Source organism: Paenibacillus sp. FSL L8-0470 (assembly GCF_038008625.1).
Taxonomy (GTDB): Bacteria; Bacillota; Bacilli; order Paenibacillales; family Paenibacillaceae; genus Paenibacillus_AQ.
Genome location: NZ_JBBOZM010000001.1, coordinates 837,194 through 857,486 on the forward strand (window position 1 = coordinate 837,194; position 20,293 = coordinate 857,486).

Below are 20,293 nucleotides of genomic sequence, written 5' to 3' on the forward strand. Positions count from 1 at the left end.
AAAATAAGATCATAGCAAAATCTATATTCGTATATAATGAAGTTCATATGGAAGGAAGTGACACCATGATTATTGTCCTGGTTATAGCTATTATTTTGTTAATGGCCCAAACTATTTACCTGCTGTATTATAAAAGCCAGATTAGGGATATCGGGAATCAGCTGTCTTTTATTATGGAACATAATTCTTTTAAGTTTATAGGAACACAATTAAAGCCTAAGGAAATCGATAGCTTAATCCACCGCTGCAATGCTTTGTTAAGCCGTCAAAGAGCCCTGGATCAGCAATTCAGCCGGAAAAATGAAGAGATGAATTCTACGATCATCAGCCTGTCGCATGATATCAGAACCCCGCTTACTTCATTAGATGGTTATCTCCAATTAGCTCTGCGCTCAGAACAACTTCAAGACAAGACACAATATGTAACACTAGCCCAATCCAGAATTCAGCAGATCATCAAGTTGGTTGACGAGTTGTTTTTATACACCAAGCTGCAGAATCCGGAATATAGCCTTGAACTTGAATCCGTTGACGTTATGGATGTGCTGAAGCGGAACTTATTTCATTTCATTGATGATTTTTCCCGGGCCGGTGATGAACCCATGCTCAATCTTCCGGAGTTGCCCGTTTCTATCGTAGGGAATGTAAATGCCGTGGAGCGGGTATTTGCGAATATCGTCGGCAACTATTTTATACATGGGGGAGGTTCGTTATCTATTGGTTATGAGGATAAGCAGGATACCGTGTGTATCCATTTCACCAATCTGCTGAAGGCAGGGACCCAGGTCAATATGGAGCGGATTTTCACCCGTTTCTATAAAGAAGATCCTTCACGTACCGTTCATTCCTCCGGTTTGGGTCTATCAATTGTGAAATCACTTATGGAAAAGATGAACGGAGATACGGAGGCCGAATGCATCGGCGATACCTTTTGCCTAAAAACAGAATTTATGAAAACAGCGAAGGAGAATGCAGATGTGCGGGAACGGGAACAATCAGCGGGTCCTGATTATTGAGGATGATGAACATATTAACGGGATTATTTATGACGGTCTTACAGCAGACAAGTTTCATTGCACACAAGCATATTCCGGCAGTGAAGGGAAGATGAATCTGGCTCACCGCGAGTACCAACTCATTGTGCTGGATCTGATGCTGCCCGGTTTATCGGGGGAAGAATTCATGCATTATTTGCGGAAGGATTTAAAGTCTGGGGTCCCGGTGATCATTCTGTCGGCTAAGGACCAGTTGGATCATAAGTTGAACCTGTTCGCTTTGGGAGCAGACGATTATATCACCAAGCCTTTTGAAATAGAAGAGCTGATTGCCCGCATCCATGTCCATATCAAAAGAAACGCGGCAGATGAATCCTCCAAGGAGTACAAGCATAAAAACCTGCTGCTGGACAGCACGGCATACAGTGTCAAAGTAAAGGATAAGACACTTAGTCTGACGAGACAGGAGTATAAAATTGTTGAACTGCTGGTGAGGAACCCAACGCGGGTATTCACGAAGCAGGATTTGTACGAGCTGGCATGGGATGAAATCTATATGGGAGAAGACAAAACGATAACGGTGCATATCAGCAATATCCGCAATAAAATTAAGCGCTATGATAGTGACCCTTATATTGATACGATCTGGGGAATCGGCTTCAGGCTGAGTAAGTGAAACGCTTTGACATTTCTTAACCTTTTATTAGCGATGTCTTAGCCTTCATCCTGTTAACTTATGGTGAAGGAGGGTGCTACCATGTCAGATTGTATTATTGAAATGAGCGGACTTACGAAAAGGTACAAATCAAAAACCGCTGTGCTGAATGCCGATCTCAAAATATTCAAAGGTGAGATTGTAGGATTAATCGGGAAAAACGGGGCGGGGAAATCGACGCTGCTGAAAATGATCGGCGGATTAATTTATCCGACGTCGGGAGAACTTCATTTTTTTAACCGGGCTTCGGGTGAGAATCAGTCTTTCTTCGAGCGGATGGGCGTGCTGATTGAAAATGCCGGACTCTATCCCCATTATTCGGCCTATGAGAACTTGAATCTATTGGCCATGGCTTATGGCCTCAAGGATAGGAACAAGCAGATAGAGAAATTGCTGCAGCTGGTTGGACTAGATCATAAGAATACAGCTAAAGTCAAAAGCTATTCCATGGGGATGAAACAACGGCTCGGCATAGCGATTGCTTTACTCGGAAGTCCGGATGTCCTGATACTCGATGAGCCGATCAACGGGCTTGACCCGGAAGGTATTGTTGAGATTAGACAGTTGATCCTGGAGCTGAACAAAGCCGGCTTAACCATTATCATTTCGAGTCATTTTCTTGAGGAGTTATCCAAAATCGCGACTAAGTATGCAATTATTCATCAGGGTGAGATTGTTGAGGTGATCTCCAGAGAAGAACTGCTGCAGAAATGTGAGGAACGGATTGAGATCGGGGTGGATGAAGCCAAAACGGCCATTCCGGTTTTGGAGCGGGAACTGCAAATCTCAAAGTACAAGGTTGCCTACGGTCAAACGCTGTATGTCTATGACCGGAACATTGAAATCCGGCAAATAACGAAGGTGCTGGTGGATCATGGGGTAGCGGTAGATTCAATTTATAAGCATAAGCAGAGCCTGGAGCAATACTTCCTGGAACGGACGGAAAGTGCGGGTGATCACTATGATTAATATCCTTAAGATGGATTTTCACCGCTTCAGAAATAATAAAATCATGTATTTGCTGCTGCTGCTGTTCTGTGCTTTTCAAATCTTCGGCATCTTTATGATGCAGCAATACTCACAGTCGATTGAAGAGGGAGGCGTTGTGGTCAGCAGAATGAATGAGAGCGAGTTTATCCAATATAATATTTCACAGCCCTCCTCCTGGATGCTGATTTACATTGCGGTCTTCAGTATTTATTTCTATATGAGTGAATATAACTCCGGATTCCACAAAAATTATATCTCGATGAGAAACGCAAGAATCTATTCTGTCTTGTCGAAAATGTTGATCCTGGCCGTGTTTATAATCCTTCTGTTCATCACGCTGCTGATGTCTGACTGGATTGGAAGAAGCCTATTCTTTGGTAATGCCAGCCTTGGTGATCTTGGTTTTTTCGTTAAACTGCTGGTCGGCCAGTTTTTGCTGCATTGGGCATTTTCGATCCTGATTCTCTGTATTGCAATGATCGCCAAAAACCTGCTGGTAAGTTTGACCGCTGGATTTATCCTGGCCCTAAATGTTGTGGGAATGTCGCTGGCTGCACTGGAATCGCTTGTTGAGGGAATTCACCTGTCGAAATACCTGCTTATCAATACGCTGGTCCGCATAAAGGACTTCAATAATACCGGCGAAGTTATGCATACGACTTTTGTTGCGGTTGCAGCTATTGCAGTATTCACGTTCATTGTAGTCCGTTATAAAATTAAGGAAGACCTGAATGTATGAGCAGGCTGAATCGAGTGTCCATTTAAATGCTGAAAGATCCCGATCCGCTCAAAGCGCAGAGAGTTACAGAGGCGACACTTCCAGACTAAATAAGGTAAAATAGAACTGGGTGCAAGCGCGTTTGCGTCTTCAACATAATAGAGTGCAGCCCGCTTGGGGATTGCACGACACAAAGGAGAAGAGTAACGATGACTGAAAGAATCCCGGAAATTGAATTGAACGATGGACTAAAGGTGCCTGCGATTGGATTTGGGACTTATCGCTTGAAGGGTGAGGGCGGTGTGAAGAGTCTTACAACAGCGATTGATGCCGGCTATCGCTTGCTGGATAGCGCCTTTAATTATGAGAATGAAGGAACGATTGGCGAAGCGGTTCGCCAAAGCTCTGTGCCGAGGGAGCAGCTGTTTATTACGTCCAAGCTGCCGGGGCGCCATCACGCTTATGACAAAGCGGTGGAAACGATCCAGGAATCCTTATATCGGGCCGGATTGGACTATTATGATTTCTATCTCATCCATTGGCCGAACCCCAATGTGAATTTGTACGTTGAGGCCTGGCAGGCGATGATCGAGGCCAAGAAGCAAGGGCTGATCCGCTCCATAGGGGTCTGCAACTTTTTGCCGGAGCATATAGAGCGTTTGATCAAGGAAACCGGAGTAGCGCCAAGCATGAACCAAATCGAGCTGCATCCCCTGTTTAACCAGGAAAAGCAGCGCCGATGGCATAAAGAGCACGGAATCGTGACCGAATCTTGGAGTCCGCTCGGACGCGGCAGCAGTATTCTGGAGAATGACAAGCTTGCTGAAATTGCCGGAAGATATAACAAGTCAATCTCCCAGGTCATCCTGCGCTGGCATGTCCAGCTTGGAGCGGTTCCGATTCCCAAAGCAGGATCTGTAGAGCATCAGCGGGATAACCTGAACGTGTTTGATTTCGCTCTGACTGAAGCGGAAATGGAGACGGTTTCGGGACTAAGCTCAGCATCCGGGCGTATCGCGGATCAAGATCCGGCGACCTATGAGGAATTCTAAACGTACTTAACGCATGTGCATTCACAATGCTATAGATCGGACAACCCTATCCGCAGTAATGGATAGGTTTTTTTTATGTGCAGGCGGGCAAAAGGGTTCGATTCATAATTAAGCGGGCGCGGGCATTTAACCGATAAATAAATATAGTTGAAAGGACACGGAGGATTTATTGAACGTTGAAAAATATACTCAAAGTCGCATCCACGATCATACTGCCGTTTGCACTGCTTGTGCTGGCATACTTCTTTGCCAATAACGCACATACCTTGTCCCAGCCGCAGCTGGAGCTTGTGAGGCTTGCCCCCTATCCCATCTTTCTGATCGGAGGCGTCCTCTCCTGGAAGTTCAACCGCAGCCGGGAGTTTTTCCTGCTCCTTATTTTTACGCTCAGCCTGGCCTCACTGCAATATTTGCGGGAGCTGCCCGGCTCGGGTGGCAAGGTATCGGTGTCCGAGCTGCACTCCGTTCTCTGCCTGGTGATTCCTGTCAATGTCCTAATCTTCTCTTTCTTTAAGGAGCGCGGGATATTCAGTGTGTGGGGGCTTCTGCGCATTGGATTTATATTGGCTCAGGCAGCCGCCGCTGTGTGGTTGTTGAACCCGGACCAAAGCGCCATTCTGCACCGGATCGGCAAGGATCTGCTGCCTTTAACGCTGCGTGATTTCACCCCGCTGTCGCAAGCCTCGCTGATTGCTTTTGTCTTGGCGGGGATAAGACTTATCATCAGGCAAGTTTCCCAGAAGTCATCGCAGGATATTTCTTTCATTGCGGTACTGGCGGGAATGTTATATGTGCTGCACAGCGAGTATGATCCTATCTGGTATGCCATATTATGGGGCGTGTCGGGGATCATTCTGATCACCTCGATCATTCAGGATTCGTATTCGATGGCGTTCTCCGATGAGCTGACCGGACTTCCTTCCAGGCGGGCCTTGAAGCAGGATATGATGAAGCTGGGAATGAATTATGCGATTGCCATGCTGGACATCGATCACTTTAAGAAATTCAATGATACTTATGGCCATGATACGGGGGATGAAGTGCTAAGGCTGGTCGCTTCTACTTTAAGAGAGGTTGCCGGAGGCGGAAGGCCCTTCCGCTATGGCGGTGAGGAATTTACGATCCTGTTCCCGGGTAAAAGCATTCAGGATGCTTTGCCGCATCTGGAAGAGCTGCGCGAGAAAGTGGCTAAGCGTGCTTTTACACTGCGGGGGAAGAGCAGAGGAAAAGGCAAAACAAAGCGCAAATCGAAATCAGCAAGCTCAAGATCAGCCAGGCCCATATACATAACGATAAGCATCGGCGTCGCCCAAAAAAATGAAAAATACAAATCGCCGGATGCGGTCATGAAGTCTGCGGACACCGCCTTATACCGGGCCAAGAAAAAAGGAAGAAACTGTGTAAGTAAGTGAATATTCTATTCCATAAGGCACCAAAGCAACAAAAACATACATAGTATAGCGGTTCTTAGACCAAGCAGAAACGGGGGCGTTCGGTAAGGTTCAATGTTGGAGCAGGCAGGAGTATTCTTAGCAAAATTATAGTCGATGGGGGAAACAACGAATGAAAAAGTTATTTAGTCTGCTGCTTATATTGTTATTGGTTACACCAGCCTTTGGCAGCACAACCTTTGCGGACAATACGGTGAAGGCTAAGGTTGCAGAGAGCAGCACGTTTTTTAATGGAGAAGAGAAGCATTCTAACGGATTCGCGATACTCGGCAATAATTATTACAGCCTGAGGGATATCGCCGAACATTTCTCGGGAACCTCCAGCCAGTTTGATATTACCTGGAATAAGAAAAACAACGCGATTGAGATCATAACCGGACAGGCCTATACGCCTGAGGAGAGCAGAGGCAGTAAATATTACAGCCAGAGCAGCAGCTATAGCGCTACGCTGTCAAATTCCAAGGTGGTGCTTGACGGGCAGTTGCAGTCTATTAAGGCCTACACGATTGACGGCAGGAATTATTTTCAGTTGAGAGATTTGGCCGCCAAGATCCCCTTTGAGCTCGAATACGACAATAAGCTGAACCAGCTGGCGATGTTCTCTAAGGTTCCGGACCATGCGTACCGAGTGAAGACGGGGGCTGCGGTGGAGAGCAATGCCGAATCGTCTAATTTCCCCAGATGGAAAAGTACAGTAGAGTCCTACCTTGTCAACAATAGCGACGGGACAGTAAGCGTTATTGAGGCGGACAAGGAGGTTGCAATTGAAACGTACAATGCCAAATATGAATTGACAGCAACTCAAAAAGTAGCATATGAGCTTCCGCTGTTCGGCGGCTTCTACAGTGGTGTGAAGTACAACTATATTGCGTTCGGACAAGAGAACCGTGAAGAGGATAACAGCAAAGAGGTCATTCGCATTGTCCGTTATGATAAAAGCTTCAACCGTATCGACAGTGTATCCGTTAAAGGCGGGGAGAGCTACACGGTAGTACCTTTTGATGCAGCCTCCGGAAGGATGGCCGAGCAGGGAGATACGCTTGTCTTCCACACCAGCCGTGAAAGATACACGACAGAAGACGGATTAAATCATCAGTCCCAGCTCACAATTATCGTGAACACCGGCACCATGACCGTGACCAATGATATGGGAAGATTTCAGAAAAATCATGTCAGCCACTCCTTCGATCAATATGTGCTGTTCGATGGAAGCAGCCATGTGCTTGTGGATCATGGCGATGCCTATCCCCGTTCAATTGTCCTGAATAAAGGCGACGGCAAGAGTTACAGCGAGGTGGACCTGTTCCAGATTCCGGGGAGAACCGGGGCGAATGCCACCGGGGTTTCGGTTGGCGGATTCGAAATGTCCGCAGGCAATTATATTGTCGCTATGAACAGCATCGACCATTCCTTGGTTAAAGACTACACCTCTTATGAGATGGTTGGGCTGGAGAAGGATCAGCGGGATATTATGCTGAATGTATTGCCCAAGAACAGCCTTGCCAGTGCTTCCGTTAACCATATCACCCTGGCTAAGTATGTAGGCACCGATCGTATTGCCTCCATACCGAAACTGGTGAAGATAGCGGATGACAAATTCATGGTGCTGTGGCAGGAATTTGATAAGGACAATCATCCGGGTGATTTGAAATATGTATTCATCGATGGTTCGGGGCAAGCCGCAGGTGCGATCCAGACGATTAAGCATTTTGTATTATCCGAATGCAATCCGGTCGTCAGCGGGGGCAATATTGTCTGGTACACCAACAGCAACGGCTCTCGGCTGTTCTATACAATTCCGGTGAACTAGGCAGCAAATTATAGCGGGACTGTCTCCCGACCCTAACAGCATCAGGCCGCTTCCTTATTCGTAAGGGCGGCCTTTTTGCTGCGGAATGGAAATAATCTTCCGTTTAGAGAGCCCAGTTCTGGTTACATAAAGAGAAAAGAGTCGAATCATTTTGGACTGAGGAGGAATTTACGATGAGTGATCAATATACGATTCAAGACCCTGTCAAACAATATCAGAAAGCTACGCCGGAGTTCCAGCAGCAGCAGCCCGCTCCGGGACTGGAGAAGGCGATGCATCCGAAGCCGGATGACGGTGCGGAAACTTACCGCGGCACCGGACGGCTTACCGGCCGCAAGGCGATTGTTACCGGAGCGGACAGCGGAATTGGCCGCGCGGTAGCGATTGCTTTTGCCCGCGAAGGTGCTGATATAGTCTTGTCCTACATGCCGGAGGAGGAGGCTGATGCGAAGGAAGTGGTCAAGCTTGTAGAGGAGGCCGGCCGCAAGGCAGTCGCCCTGCCGGGCGATCTCAAGGATGAGGGCTACTGCGAGCAGGTCATTGCCGCCGCTGTCGAACAACTGGGCGGAGTCGATATTCTGGCCAATATTGCGGGCAAGCAGCAATTCGTCACCGATATCGCCGATCTCACCACGGAGCAGTTCGACGCGACTTTTAAGACGAATGTTTATTCCCTGTTCTGGCTCTGCAAGGCGGCGATCAAGCACATGAAGCCGGGCAGCACGATCATCAATACTTCTTCGATTCAGGCGTATCAGCCTGCGCCGATTCTGCTGGACTACGCAACCACCAAGGCTGCGATTAATACATTCAGCAAATCGCTCGCCCAGCAGGTGGCGGGCAAGGGCATCCGGGTGAACGTTGTGGCTCCCGGCCCGGTGTGGACCCCGCTTCAGGTCAGCGGCGGCCAGCCGGAAGAGGTGCTGAAGGACTTCGGGGCGAAGACGCCGCTGAACCGTCCGGGCCAGCCCGCCGAAATGGCTCCGGCCTATGTCTTCCTGGCCAGCCAGGAATCCAGCTACATCAGTGGTGAAACGCTGAATGCCAATGGCGGGATGCCGACGCCGTAAGTAGGATAGTCCAAAAAGCAGACGCCGTTATGTAATCGGCGTCTGCTTTTTTCGTTATTATAGCTATGAATAATGGGGGATTCACGCCCCTCCGTACTCTACACCCCGAACCTTGGCAAATATCATAGTATGTCTTAAAGTACCCGTTACATCACATTTGTTGTTGCGCAGCGTTCCTTCCAAGGTAAAGCCTGAGCGCTCAGCGATTCTTGCACTCTGCACATTGCGGGAATCACAACGGATTTCAATCCGGTTCGCCTGCAGCTCCTGAATCGCGTATTTCGTAATGGCATCTACGGCTTCTGTGATGTACCCCTGTCTAGCGAAAGCGGAATGAACCCAGTATCCAATCTCGAACTTGCGTGATTGCCAATCGATCCGGTGCAGGCCGCTGCTGCCGATAAATTCCCCCGTTTCCTTCAGAAATAAGAGCAGCCTCAGATCTGCACGCTCCAGGAATTCCAGCCGCGAGCGGCGGATGCTTGCTTCCGATTCCTCAACGGTAGGCACCTTGTTTGCCCAAGGCATCCACGGACGCAATTCCTCAATGCTTTCTTTGACGGCCTCGTTTACAGCAAGACCATCTCCCCAATGTGGGGCGCGGATCAGCAGGCGTTCACTTTCAAAGCCTTCAGGTATGGATAACATAATAAGGCTGCTATCTGCGGTGCCCATAGGTCCAACTCCTTGATTAGATTTCACTAGACTATATTCTATCGTAATTGTTCTATACTATGAATTAATGCACTCGGAAAACAAATAGTAACGATAAAATAACTATATAGATTGAACTTAAGGTTTTAGAGTACAGGATCAGTCGCAACTACGGTGAATATTTGGACTTCCGGCCGCTGTTGTCGTAAGAATTTCTTGATTTTAACCGCTATTAGCGGTAGAAATCCGAAGACAAAGGCGGACACTACCGCTCCTCCAGTTCCAAAATCCCCCTCCGTTGCTCCTTTTCCTTATCTCAAGTTTTTAAGTTCATTCTATATAAAATTTTAGATTAGGAGGTATAAACCATGAAGTTATCCAGAGGTATCCCCGATCATCACGGGATATCTTCCAGAAACCTCTTAGATTTCTTCACTGAGATCGAACAACGGGAGCTTGAGGTGAACCAGTTTATGCTGCTGCGGAACGGTGTAGTAACGGCTGAGTTTTCACGGACACCGTATCGCCCGGATTGCCCGCAATTGCTGTATTCGCTGAGCAAAAGCGTCACCTCCACAGCTATAGGCATCGCCTGTGACGAGGGGCTCATGGAACTGGAGGCCCCGGTGATCTCCTTCTTTCCGGACAAGCTGCCGCAGCGGATCTCTGCCAACTTGGCGAAAATGACGGTGCACCATCTTTTATCCATGAACGCAGGCCACCATGATAATATCTATGCTGCTGTGGCCAGGGAGCAGGACTTTGTGCGGGCATTTCTGGCCCAGGACGTTCCGCATGAGCCGGGAAGTTATTATGTGTACAGCACGCATTCCACCTATATGTTGTCTGCCATTATGGAGCAGGTTGCTGGACAGGGCATGGTTGATTTTTTGATGCCAAGATTGTTTGAGCCTTTGGGTATACCCCGCCCATCATGGGAGACTTGTCCGCTGGGCATTACAGCAGGCGGGATGGGATTAAGCTTATCGATTGAAAGTATCGCGAAATTTGGTCAGTTGCTCCTGAATAAAGGACTGTATGCGGGAAAAAGAATTGTGTCTCAGCGCTATATCGAATTAGCCACTATGGAACAAAGTGACAACCGCCGCCTCGCCAGAGCAGACCGGGTCGACTCGGCACAAGGCTACGGATACCAATTTCATCTGTGCCGGCGTAGGGCGTATCGGGGGGACGGCTCTTTTGGCCAGCTCTGTTTTGTGGCTCCTGAACAGCAAATAGTCATTGCCGCCACCTCGGCCTTTGAGAATATGACGAAGCTGCAGCGTCTTTTAGACTTGATTTATGATTACATTATCGATCGATTAGATCAAGGTGGGGTCAAACGGATTTCTATTCACTCTGAGGATACGCTCATGCTGCAGCGCCGGTTGGCTGCTATGGCTTATCCTGTTCCTGCCTTCAAGCCTATACCGGAAAATATACCGAATCTGGTTAACAGATGTTATTTAATCAATGAAAATCCCCACGGTCTCCAAAAAATCATTTTCGAGTGGAAAGACGAACAACTGGAGCTTCATATGTTCTATGGGGATGAGCGGGATAACGTCATTCTGTTTCATTTTTCCAAGCCGCTTCATGGGGCAGATGTGTTCCCTAAAGACTTATCCCAAGAGCGGCAAGAGGTGGTCACGTATGCGCTCTGGGAAAATGCCAGAAAGCTTCAACTCATCCTGTTCTATATCGAAACGCCATACGTGGTCACCTATACAATAGCCTTCCATGACAACAAAATCGACTTTGCGTTCAACATTAATGTATCGCTTGATATGCTGAACTATAGAGTTACGGGACAATTTCCGCAATAATTCAGGCGGACTTATAGCTAGATGTGCTTGTGAAGCTTGCTGTTGTCCCGTAACACAAGCAGCTTATCCTGATACGGCTTCAAGGCTGCGAAAATTTCAGGCCGCTCTTTCTGCTGATGTCCGTAATTCCATATGTACATTTTTTTCAGCATTTCAAAGGATTGTTTATAATTTCCTTTTTGAAACCCCAGTTTTTGTACGGCGAAGCGTTTGAATATGCGGTAATTCCTTTTCCAGATATGCGTGTCCAGATACATAATCATCTCTGCCTGCTCGAAGGATTGCATTACCCATTTATGATGCACGCCTTCAATGATCCACTTGTCAGAGGCAAGGATATTATTCAGTATCCGGTCTCTGTCTTCCACACTGTTCCTGACATCACCGCCTTCCGTCCGCCTCCATACGATGTTGTCGAGCTCGTAATAAGGGATATTTAATGAGGAGGACAGATTTCTAGCTAAGGTGGATTTACCGCTGCCGACAGGACCAATAATATGAATCCTGTTTGGCTTTACTCGTTCCATTGTCTGGGTCCGATCACATGGAAAAGTTGCTGGCTGGCGGGATTCAGCGCGTGCAGGATTCTTTGCACTGTGAAATCGCTAATGGGCCGGGGCAGGTCGTCTACAGCACAATATTTGCACTCCACAATCTCCGGCGAGCAGGGCTTAGGTGCTTGATCGGAGTCTTCTTTGCAAGTGAATACAAAATGGTGCATGTCATTACCAGGGTCGTAGTAGACCCCGGTTAAAGACTCTTGAGTGATAGTAAGACCTGTCTCCTCCAGCACTTCGCGCCGCGCGCTTTCCTCTGCCGACTCTTGTGCCTCGGACAACCCTACGGGCAGTTCCCAATTGTATTTACCATAGCTGTGTTTAACCAGAAGGACATGCCTTTCCAGATTCAGGATGACTGCTGCCGCGCCGATCAGTTTATCTTCAAAAGCCGAAAAGACTCTGACCTCTATAGGCGGAGATGAATCAGCGGTTTTTAAACTATTCAGCGAACATATGTGCTATACTGTAAAAAAATACTACAAAAGGGGGTGTCGCACATGATCGTTCATCAAGCCTATAAATACCGCATCTACCCGAATACCGGGCAACAGCAACTCATTCGTCGAATGTTTGGCTGCTGCCGCTTTGTGTTCAATCATTTCCTGGAAGAGTGGAACCAAACTTATGCCGAGACAGGAAAGGGTTTGTCCTATCAGACCTGTGCGACACAGCTTCCCGTCCTAAAAACCCAATATGACTGGCTCAAAGAAGTCGATAGTATTGCTTTACAGTCCGCCGTTCGGCATGTGGCAGATAGCTTTGACCGCTTTTTCAAAAAGCAAAATCAAGCGCCTCGCTTCAAAAGCCGGAAGTATCCAGTACAAAGCTACACCACGAAATTCACGAACGGAAATATCGCCATTGAAGGCAACCGATTGAAGCTTCCCAAGCTCGGCTGGATGCGTTTCGCCAACTCTCGGAAGCTGGAGGGTCGTATACTGTCCGCTACGGTACGGCAAAACGCCAGCGATAAGTATTTTGTCTCCTGGTTTGCGAGGTCGAAAAGACCCCGCTTCCACAAGCAGATGTACATATCGGCATTGACTTGGGGCTTAAGGAATACGCTGTGAGCTCAAGCGGCGAGCATTTTGCCAACCCCAGGCTTTACCGTCAATACGAGAAAAAGCTTGCGCTGTGGCAGCGGCGTTTGGCAAGACGTACACCAGGGCTCCAACTGGAAGAAAGCCAAGCAACACATTGCCCGTATTCACGAACACATTGCAAATTCCCGGAACGATTTTCTCCACAAGCTGACAACGAAGCTGATCCGTGAGTGCCAAACGATCAGCATCGAACATCTGCGTGTGGGGAATATGATTCAAAATCCCAAACTCTCCAAGTCCATCGCTGATGCGTCCTGTGGCGAATGGGTGCGTCAACTGACGTATAAAGCATCCTGGTATGGACGAACCCTCCGGGTTGCCGGCACCTTTGAGCCGACCAGTCAGCAGTGCCACGTATGCGGAACGATCCATCCCGAAGTGAAGAACCTCTCGATTCGAGAATGGATATGTGTAGCTTGTGGAACACACCATGATCGGGATGAAAATGCGGCTCATAATATCAAACAGGTAGCGGTATAGCATTACCTATAAAAATAAAACGTAGAACTGCGGGAACGCAGGGATCGCTTGCCCATAAGAGGAGGTTGCTCCTCTGTTCGCAAGAATCCACCCCTTCAAGCGTCAGCTAAATGGTGGAGATTCAATTGACACAATAGCCACTCCTTAATCCTTATATTTAGGATGTTGCTTGTCTGGTGGCTGACTGATCAGGTTGCCGATACTATTAATTATAGTAAGCAATGGCCGAACAACAATCAACCGACGGCACTAACTATTCCCGGAAGCAGTAATATCGAACTTACTACCAACGGAGACATGTACTCTCACCGTCCCAGGATCTCTCCTGGACGGTTTTTTCTATGTGGAAATAATATCCTGTTGTACCTCTTACATGCAATCTAGAACCCGTTACGGTCAAAAGAGTTATTTTGTCATACCACAAAAGTCTACTGAGGTCAATACGCTAAAGGATACCTAAAAGTAGTCTCAGGTGCTATTCACAATGAATGGCAATACCGTTATCTTATATATTAAGAAGTGTTCTTTATTAAGAACTATTAAAATATAAACGCTGGAAAACTCCTGCCGGGTTTTAAGAGCCGAGTGGAGATTTTTTATACAGGTGGAGGCCACAAAATGAGCGCAATCGCCGGTATCTGCCAATTGCAGCACCATAATCTTAATCCTGATCAGGGACCGGGTCTTATGCAGCAGCTGAGCCGTTATCCTGCGGATGATGCGAGGGGCTGGCAGGGTCAGGGGATTTTCCTCGGTTGCCGTGCGCAGTGGATTACTCCACAATCCTTGAACGAAAAGCTGCCGTTTTATGATCCCGAGCGGAGGCTGGCAATTACAGCGGATGCCATTATCGACAACCGCAGCGAGCTGTTTGGGCAGCTTCAGGTGCCCTATGAAGACCGGGACACCATACCCGACAGCTTGCTCATCCTGCTCGCCTACGAGAAGTGGGGAGATCAGACACCTGTTCACCTGATAGGAGACTTTGCCTTCATGATTTGGGACGAGCGCAAGCGATCTCTTTTCGGAGCCAGAGATTTCTCCGGCAACCGGACGCTCTATTTTCATAGATCCACTGAAAGTTTCGCTTTTTGCACAGTTATTCATCCGCTGCTGTCTATGCCGGGTGTAAGCCACAAGCTGAATGAAGAATGGGTCTCAGAGTTTCTGGCTATTCAGAATAGAGTCGATGCTACGGACTGCTTTTCAACGGTTTATCAAGCTATTGAACAGCTGCCGCCTTCGCATTCCATGACCATAACCGGGGAGAAAATTACATTCTCCCGTTACTTTATATTGCAGGCACCGCCTAAACTGCGTCTTGGCTCCAACGGGGAATACGAGGAAGCCTTCCGCGAAGTATTCGGACAAGCGGTCAAAGACAGGCTTCGGACCCATCTTGCCGCCGGTGCCAACCTGAGCGGGGGGCTTGATTCCGGCTCGGTAGTCAGCTTCGCTGCTGAAGAGCTCCGTCGCCGCGGGAAACCATTGCATACCTTCAGTTATTATCCTGTAGACAGCTTTACCGGTTTTAATCTGGGCAAAAGGGTAGCTGATGAGCGTCCCTTTATTCAGGAGACGATTGATCATGTAGGGAATATTCAGCCGAGCTTTCTGAACTTTCCCGAGCAGAGTCCTTATACCGAGATTGACGAATGGCTGGATATTCTGGAGATGCCCTACAAGTTCATTGAAAATTCTTACTGGCTTAAAGGCATATTTGAACAGGCACAACAGCAGGGGCTTGGTGTTCTGCTGAGTGGACAAAGAGGCAATTGGAGTGTTTATGAGGGACCTGCACTGGATTATCAGGCCAAGCTGATTCGTGAATTCCGGTGGCTCTCTTTTTACCGTGAGAATAAGCAATACAATCAGTCGATGGAAGCGAACCGCAGAAAGGTGCTGCAGATTGTCGGCAAAAAGGCCTTTCCGTCGCTTGAGCGGCTGCTGCCCCGCAAACGGGAGATGCAGCTTGAGCTGATTCATCCCGAATTTGCCAAACGAACGGAGGTCCATGAACGTCTTCGGGAATTCAATATGGACCGTAGACCCTCTTCGCAGACTGTTTATGATATCCGTCAGAAGCATTTTGAGCAGCCGTATATCTGGAATGTCAACGGAACAGTGGCTACCAAGATGTCGCTGAAGTACCGGGTATGGGACCGTGATCCCACGAATGATCTGCGCGTGATCCGCTTCTGCCTGTCCGTGCCGGAGGGACAGTTTGTCCAGAACGGTGTGGACCGTTCCCTGATTCGCAGGGCCATGGAGGGACGTCTGCCGGATGAGGTCAGAATGAACCGGAAGCAGCGCGGAGTGCAGGGGGCAGACGGGATTCTCCGGATGCTGCCGCAGTGGGATACCTTCCTCGGAGAGCTTCGGGAAATGATTAAGGACCCCCTGACTGCAGCCTACTTGAACAACAACGGGCTTGCGGGATGTTTGGACCGGATTAGTGAGCCTAAACCGGAGATGATTTACAATTCAGAGTTCCGCCTCCTTACACGGGGACTTGTATTTTACCGCTTTCTGAAATCATTATCCTGATAGCAAGACGCCTGAAAGGGGGTGAAAGAATATGAAAAAGGAATACAGCAAGCCTGCTTTGGAAGTGCTCGACGTTAAAATGACTATGGCTGGACCAGGATTTAAACTCGCCGACTCCTTCCAAGATGATCCGGATGAGATCGTGCACTACTCCTAAGACTGCTTTTGGTCGTGCGGCCCTCATCCCCCTATGCTTGCTGAAGGGGGAGAAGGGCTATCTTTTCATCATCACCTTTTAGAATATGTGAATTTACAGGATGGAGTGAATCGTATGGCGAGTATCGTTCAAGGCTTGGCTTATAAAGCATTTGGCCTGCAAATTCATAGTGAATTTCCCTTGCCGGAGCTTCCACTTTCGGACCAGCCGGGGTTGATCGGCAGTGTGTCGGTCATTCAAGAAGACTTGTCGGAGCGTTGGCAGGCCATTCCGAAGGTCACACCCAGCCTGGTGTATCAGGGAACGAAGTTATGTTTGAGGCCAAGGACACCGCTATTTTCTCCATTCGGGACGGCAGTACGATTACAGTGTCACCTGCACCAGGTGCGGACGGCGACTGTGTACGGCTCTTTATTCTGGGAAGCTGCATGGGCGTTCTGCTGATGCAAAAAAATTCTCCCTCTTCACGGCAGTGCGCTTGTACTGGACAACAAGGCTTACGCGCTGGTTGGGCGTTCAGGGGCAGGTAAATCGACACTCGCCTCCTATTTGATGGATCAGGGCCACCTGCTGATCAGCGACGACGTTATTCCCGTTATGGTGCAAAATGGACATCCATTAGCAGTTCCAGGCTATCCGCAGCAAAAGCTATGGCAGCAGAGCTTGGACTATTTGGGAATGAATTCGTCCTCTTACCGCCCGTTATTCGAACGTGAAACCAAATTTGCCGTTCCCGTGCATGACCGCTTCCAGGCTGAACCGCTGCCGCTCGCAGGTGTGTTTGAACTGTCGGCGGCCGGAGAAAGCCCGGTAGCTCTACAGGCCATCAGCGGCCAACGGTTCCATACTTTATTTAATCACACTTATCAAAAGGCAATGATTGACCGGATTGGGATCCGCGAATGGCATTTTGGCATGTTGGCCTCTTTCGTTAACCGGCTGCCGATGTACCGGCTTACCCGTCCTGAAGCAGGCTTCAGTGCCCCGGCACAAGCTTCGCTTATATATGAAACGATCCAACATCAAGTGGAGGAGAGATGAACCTATGAGTACTACAAATATTTTGTCCCTCGAAACGGTCCTTGTGCAGCGTGAGGGCAATATCGCCAGTGACATGGACGGCGAGAAAGTCATGCTGAACGTGAAGAATGGCAAGTACTACAATCTGGGTGAGGTTGGCGGAGAGATTTGGTCGGCGCTGGCATCACCGGTTACCGTAACACGGATTGTGGAGACCATTCAGGAGATTTTTGAAGTTTCGGCGGAGCTTGCCGAGCAGGATGTGGTTGCTTTTGTGCAAAGTTTGCTGGATGAGGATCTCGTCGTAATTGTCAGCGGATCATGACAACCCTCCGTCGCATCCGCCTGTTGCTGACCGTTGACAAGGCTGCTGTGGCGCTGATTCCAGAGGCATTATGGAGGCTTTTTCTGGTGAGAATCCAACTTCTTTTTCCGTTTGCAAGAACGGCTCCACGGCTGGGGATACAGTCTCAGGAGACCTCTGCGGTGTCCAATGCGGCCGATATTCCCCGGATTAAGCATATTACGAAAGCGATTCGTGTCATCAGCCGTTATACGCCCTAAGAGCACCTGTATGGTCCGTGCAGTGGCTGGACTACAGATGTTAGAGAGACGCGGGATTGAAAGCACACTCTATATGGGGGTTGCCAGAGATAAGCAAGGTCAAATGATCGCCCATGCCTGGCTGCGCAGCGGAGCTTATTATGTCTCCGGCGATGATGCCATGCAGGGTTTTGTAGTTGTGGAGAAGTTTGCCAAAGTGTTACAAGCCGAGTAATCGAGGTGGGACCATGCAAGCCATAATCTATTACATCCGGCAGCTTCAGCGCTTGTCCGGAGTCAAACTGTACCTTAACCTGCTTGGCATGGTCATCAGCGGACTGCTGGAGAGCTCAGCCATTCTGCTGCTTGTACCGATGCTGGGAATGGCCGGTATTCAACTAGGCGGAACAGGAGCGGGGTACAGTATTCCTATGCTCGGTTTCCTGTCAGAGCTGCCGCAGACGACGGCGCTTGGGATTGTGCTCGGCGGGTATGTCTTTATCGTGCTTTGTCAAAATTTGATTTCGCGTTTCGTCGCAGTCCGTAATGTGGAGATTCAGCAGAGCTACAGCCGGCAGCTGCGGTATGATGTTTACAGCGCACTTTTGCAGTCGGAGTGGGCCTTTTTCCTCAAAAAGCGCACGTCGGACCTTATTAACGTAATGACCACGGAAATGGCGAGGGTGCTCGCTGGAATCAGCTGTTTTCTGCAGTTTCTCACCTCGCTCCTGTTCACACTGGTACAGATCGGCTTCGCCTTCTGGCTGTCCCCTAAGATGACTCTCTCTGTACTGGTATGTGCGGTCCTGCTGTCCTTGTTCTCCCGCAGATTCATCCGCAAAGCCAAGAGGCTGGGCAGTCGCAGCTCTCAGCTCGGCCAGATGTATCTAGCCGGAATCACGGACCAACTGAACGGAATTAAGGATATCAAAAGCAATAATCTGGAGCATTCCCGGTTGGAATGGCTTCATGGGTTTACCGCTGAGGTCAAAAACGAGCAGCTGGACTATACAAGACTGCGCTCGAATTCCCAGCTGCTGTACAAAATGTCGTCGACGCTCCTGATCGCTGCGTTTATCTTCGTGTCTTTCCGGTTTCTGCACGCAGAGGGCCCAGCTTTCCTGTTGGTTATCCTCGTGTTTGCCCGGCTGTGGCCGACCTTTGCTGCCCTTCAGTCGCTGATGGAGCAGCTCGCCTCCGTACTGCCTTCCTTCAAGCAGCTTCAGGCGCTGCAGGAAGAATGCCTGCAGGCTGCTGAAGATGGTGCGGAAGGGGAAAGTGCGAAGCAAGTTGCACCTATGGCTTTGAAGCAAAGCTTAAGCCCGGAACGTGAACTTCCGTTATGATCCGCAGGAGCCGCAATATTCGCTCCAGGGGTGAATGTGGTGATTCCGGCTAATAAGATGACGGCGATTGTCGGACGTTCGGGCGCAGGGAAAAGCACGCTAGTCGATCTGCTCATGGGCCTGATGCAGCCGGAAGCGGGCGAGATCTTGGCCGACGGTCAGTCTGTTTCAGGAGACAACCTGCTGTCTTACCGGCGCTCCATCGGTTATGTAGCGCAGGATCCTTTTCTTTACAACGCGACGATCCGCGATAATCTGACGATGATCAAACCGGATGCCAGCGAGGAAGAACTGTGGGAAGCGCTGGAGTTTGCTTCTTCGGCCGATTTTGTCCGCAAGCTGCCGGAAGGACTGGATACGCTGATCGGTGACCGGGGCATCCGCCTGTCCGGCGGCGAACGGCAGCGTCTGGTGCTGGCACGCGCGATTATCCGCAAGCCTTCCATCCATTCCATGAGGCAACAAGCGCGCTCGATACTGAGAACGAGAAGCGGATTCAGGAAGCGCTCGAACGGCTAAAGCATTCCGTTACGGTAATCGTGATCGCCCACCGGTTGTCCACCATCCGGGGAGCCGATCAGATTCTGGTCATCGACCAGGCGGGTCATCCAGCAGGGCGTGTTCGGCGGTCTGGCCTCAGAAAAGGGCGGCATGTTCAGCCGGTTGCTCAGCAGTCAGGAAGAGGCGATGTAGGCGACGCACAGTTTCGGTTGAAGCTGGCGAGGCATGTGCTCGGATAGCAGTCTGTTGTATTCCTACACTAGATTTCACAGATATAGCTGCATATCGGCGGTTCTTCGAAATTTGACTGCAAAAAAGTACAGTAGAATCGAATATACCTGCTTTCGGTGGAATTCTGCTGTACAAAGTGCAATCATCTTCAAACTCCATACCAAATTGGCTGATAGATAGGATACCAAAAGCCCCTCGCTGCCGATTTTCGGTAGCGAGAGGCCATGCTATTTGTCTATTTGTCTATTTGTCTATTCATTCATTCATTCGTCCATTCGTCTACTCATCTATTCGTCCATTCGCCCGTCATCTATCAATCCCTCTAAGATATCCCAGTCGTCCCCGCACTTGCAACGCTCGGCTCATCCTAAAATTAGTTTACCCAACGTTCCGCACACGCAATGCTCGGCTTATCCTAAAATTAGTTTACCCAACATCCCGCACATGCAACGCTCGGCACATCCTAAACTCAGTTTACCCACCCTGCACACGCGATACCCAGCTCACCCAATGCCCCCCACATC

21 protein-coding genes and 1 pseudogene are annotated in these 20,293 nt (G+C 49.1%); 19 read left to right on the top strand and 3 right to left on the bottom strand.

Annotated elements, in window-relative coordinates; genetic code table 11:
- The first annotated feature begins 65 nt into the window (after positions 1–65).
- From NST99_RS03860 to NST99_RS03895, 8 genes are all read left to right on the top strand, one after another.
- Positions 66–1,016 (top strand): sensor histidine kinase, encoded by a 951-nt coding sequence (locus NST99_RS03860; protein WP_341089830.1) that lies wholly within the window; start codon positions 66–68, stop codon positions 1,014–1,016.
- Positions 976–1,671, top strand: a complete 696-nt coding sequence (locus NST99_RS03865; RefSeq protein WP_341089832.1) for a response regulator transcription factor — start codon at positions 976–978, stop codon at positions 1,669–1,671. The genes NST99_RS03860 and NST99_RS03865 overlap by 41 nt, the downstream gene beginning before the upstream one ends.
- Before the next feature lie 81 nt (positions 1,672–1,752).
- Positions 1,753–2,679: an ABC transporter ATP-binding protein gene (locus NST99_RS03870; RefSeq protein ID WP_341089833.1), complete on the top strand. Its 927-nt coding sequence runs from the start codon at positions 1,753–1,755 to the stop codon at positions 2,677–2,679.
- Complete coding sequence (locus NST99_RS03875; protein ID WP_341089834.1) at positions 2,672–3,439, top strand: ABC transporter permease; 768 nt, start codon at positions 2,672–2,674, stop codon at positions 3,437–3,439. The genes NST99_RS03870 and NST99_RS03875 overlap by 8 nt, the downstream gene beginning before the upstream one ends.
- 188 nt (positions 3,440–3,627) lie before the next feature.
- Complete coding sequence (locus NST99_RS03880; protein WP_341089835.1) at positions 3,628–4,470, top strand: aldo/keto reductase; 843 nt, start codon at positions 3,628–3,630, stop codon at positions 4,468–4,470.
- Positions 4,471–4,646: 176 nt separating this feature from the next.
- Positions 4,647–5,882 (top strand): GGDEF domain-containing protein, encoded by a 1,236-nt coding sequence (locus tag NST99_RS03885; protein WP_341089836.1) that lies wholly within the window; start codon positions 4,647–4,649, stop codon positions 5,880–5,882.
- Positions 5,883–6,033: 151 nt separating this feature from the next.
- The gene (locus NST99_RS03890) at positions 6,034–7,731 is read left to right on the top strand and encodes a hypothetical protein (RefSeq protein WP_341089838.1); all 1,698 of its coding nucleotides are present in this window, start codon (positions 6,034–6,036) and stop codon (positions 7,729–7,731) included.
- Between the two features lie 173 nt (positions 7,732–7,904).
- The gene (locus tag NST99_RS03895; RefSeq protein WP_341089839.1) at positions 7,905–8,801 is read left to right on the top strand and encodes an SDR family oxidoreductase; all 897 of its coding nucleotides are present in this window, start codon (positions 7,905–7,907) and stop codon (positions 8,799–8,801) included.
- 81 nt (positions 8,802–8,882) lie between these two features.
- Here the strand turns inward: NST99_RS03895 and NST99_RS03900 are convergent, their stop codons facing one another.
- Positions 8,883–9,476, bottom strand: a complete 594-nt coding sequence (locus tag NST99_RS03900) for a GNAT family N-acetyltransferase (protein WP_341089840.1) — start codon at positions 9,474–9,476, stop codon at positions 8,883–8,885.
- Between the two features lie 347 nt (positions 9,477–9,823).
- On the opposite strand from NST99_RS03900, the gene NST99_RS03905 reads away from it, so the two are divergent.
- Entirely contained in the window at positions 9,824–11,281 is a 1,458-nt protein-coding gene (locus NST99_RS03905) for a serine hydrolase domain-containing protein (RefSeq protein WP_341089842.1), read from the top strand.
- 17 nt (positions 11,282–11,298) lie between these two features.
- Here NST99_RS03905 and NST99_RS03910 read toward each other — a convergent pair whose 3' ends face one another.
- Positions 11,299–11,808, bottom strand: a complete 510-nt coding sequence (locus NST99_RS03910; RefSeq protein WP_341089843.1) for an AAA family ATPase — start codon at positions 11,806–11,808, stop codon at positions 11,299–11,301.
- Positions 11,796–12,296, bottom strand: coding sequence for an NUDIX domain-containing protein (locus NST99_RS03915; RefSeq protein WP_341097543.1), 501 nt, complete (start codon positions 12,294–12,296; stop codon positions 11,796–11,798). Before NST99_RS03915 ends, NST99_RS03910 begins: the two co-directional genes overlap by 13 nt.
- A gap of 42 nt (positions 12,297–12,338) precedes the next feature.
- On the opposite strand from NST99_RS03915, the gene NST99_RS33635 reads away from it, so the two are divergent.
- The 10 genes and pseudogenes from NST99_RS33635 to NST99_RS03960 all read left to right on the top strand — a co-directional run bounded on the left by NST99_RS33635 (position 12,339) and on the right by NST99_RS03960 (position 19,730).
- Complete coding sequence (locus NST99_RS33635) at positions 12,339–12,911, top strand: RNA-guided endonuclease TnpB family protein (RefSeq protein WP_445744945.1); 573 nt, start codon at positions 12,339–12,341, stop codon at positions 12,909–12,911.
- Between the two features lie 57 nt (positions 12,912–12,968).
- Positions 12,969–13,424 carry an RNA-guided endonuclease TnpB family protein gene (locus tag NST99_RS33640; protein WP_445745015.1) on the top strand — a complete coding sequence of 152 codons (456 nt, stop codon included), beginning with the start codon at positions 12,969–12,971 and terminating at the stop codon, positions 13,422–13,424.
- A 618-nt stretch (positions 13,425–14,042) separates the two neighbouring features.
- Positions 14,043–15,971 (top strand): asparagine synthase-related protein, encoded by a 1,929-nt coding sequence (locus tag NST99_RS03925; protein ID WP_341089844.1) that lies wholly within the window; start codon positions 14,043–14,045, stop codon positions 15,969–15,971.
- Positions 15,972–16,002: 31 nt separating this feature from the next.
- Positions 16,003–16,128, top strand: a complete 126-nt coding sequence (locus NST99_RS03930) for a paeninodin family lasso peptide (RefSeq protein ID WP_038586022.1) — start codon at positions 16,003–16,005, stop codon at positions 16,126–16,128.
- Between the two features lie 33 nt (positions 16,129–16,161).
- Positions 16,162–16,572 (top strand): hypothetical protein, encoded by a 411-nt coding sequence (locus tag NST99_RS03935; protein WP_341089845.1) that lies wholly within the window; start codon positions 16,162–16,164, stop codon positions 16,570–16,572.
- Positions 16,573–16,680: 108 nt separating this feature from the next.
- Positions 16,681–17,169: a hypothetical protein gene (locus NST99_RS03940; RefSeq protein WP_341089847.1), complete on the top strand. Its 489-nt coding sequence runs from the start codon at positions 16,681–16,683 to the stop codon at positions 17,167–17,169.
- 4 nt (positions 17,170–17,173) lie between these two features.
- Positions 17,174–17,473 carry a lasso peptide biosynthesis PqqD family chaperone gene (locus NST99_RS03945; RefSeq protein WP_341089848.1) on the top strand — a complete coding sequence of 100 codons (300 nt, stop codon included), beginning with the start codon at positions 17,174–17,176 and terminating at the stop codon, positions 17,471–17,473.
- Entirely contained in the window at positions 17,470–17,712 is a 243-nt protein-coding gene (locus NST99_RS03950; protein WP_341089849.1) for a hypothetical protein, read from the top strand. Before NST99_RS03945 ends, NST99_RS03950 begins: the two co-directional genes overlap by 4 nt.
- Before the next feature lie 10 nt (positions 17,713–17,722).
- Positions 17,723–17,926, top strand: coding sequence for a lasso peptide biosynthesis B2 protein (locus NST99_RS03955; protein WP_341089851.1), 204 nt, complete (start codon positions 17,723–17,725; stop codon positions 17,924–17,926).
- A 13-nt stretch (positions 17,927–17,939) separates the two neighbouring features.
- Positions 17,940–19,730: pseudogene (locus tag NST99_RS03960) on the top strand (ABC transporter ATP-binding protein).
- The last annotated feature ends 563 nt before the right edge of the window (positions 19,731–20,293 follow it).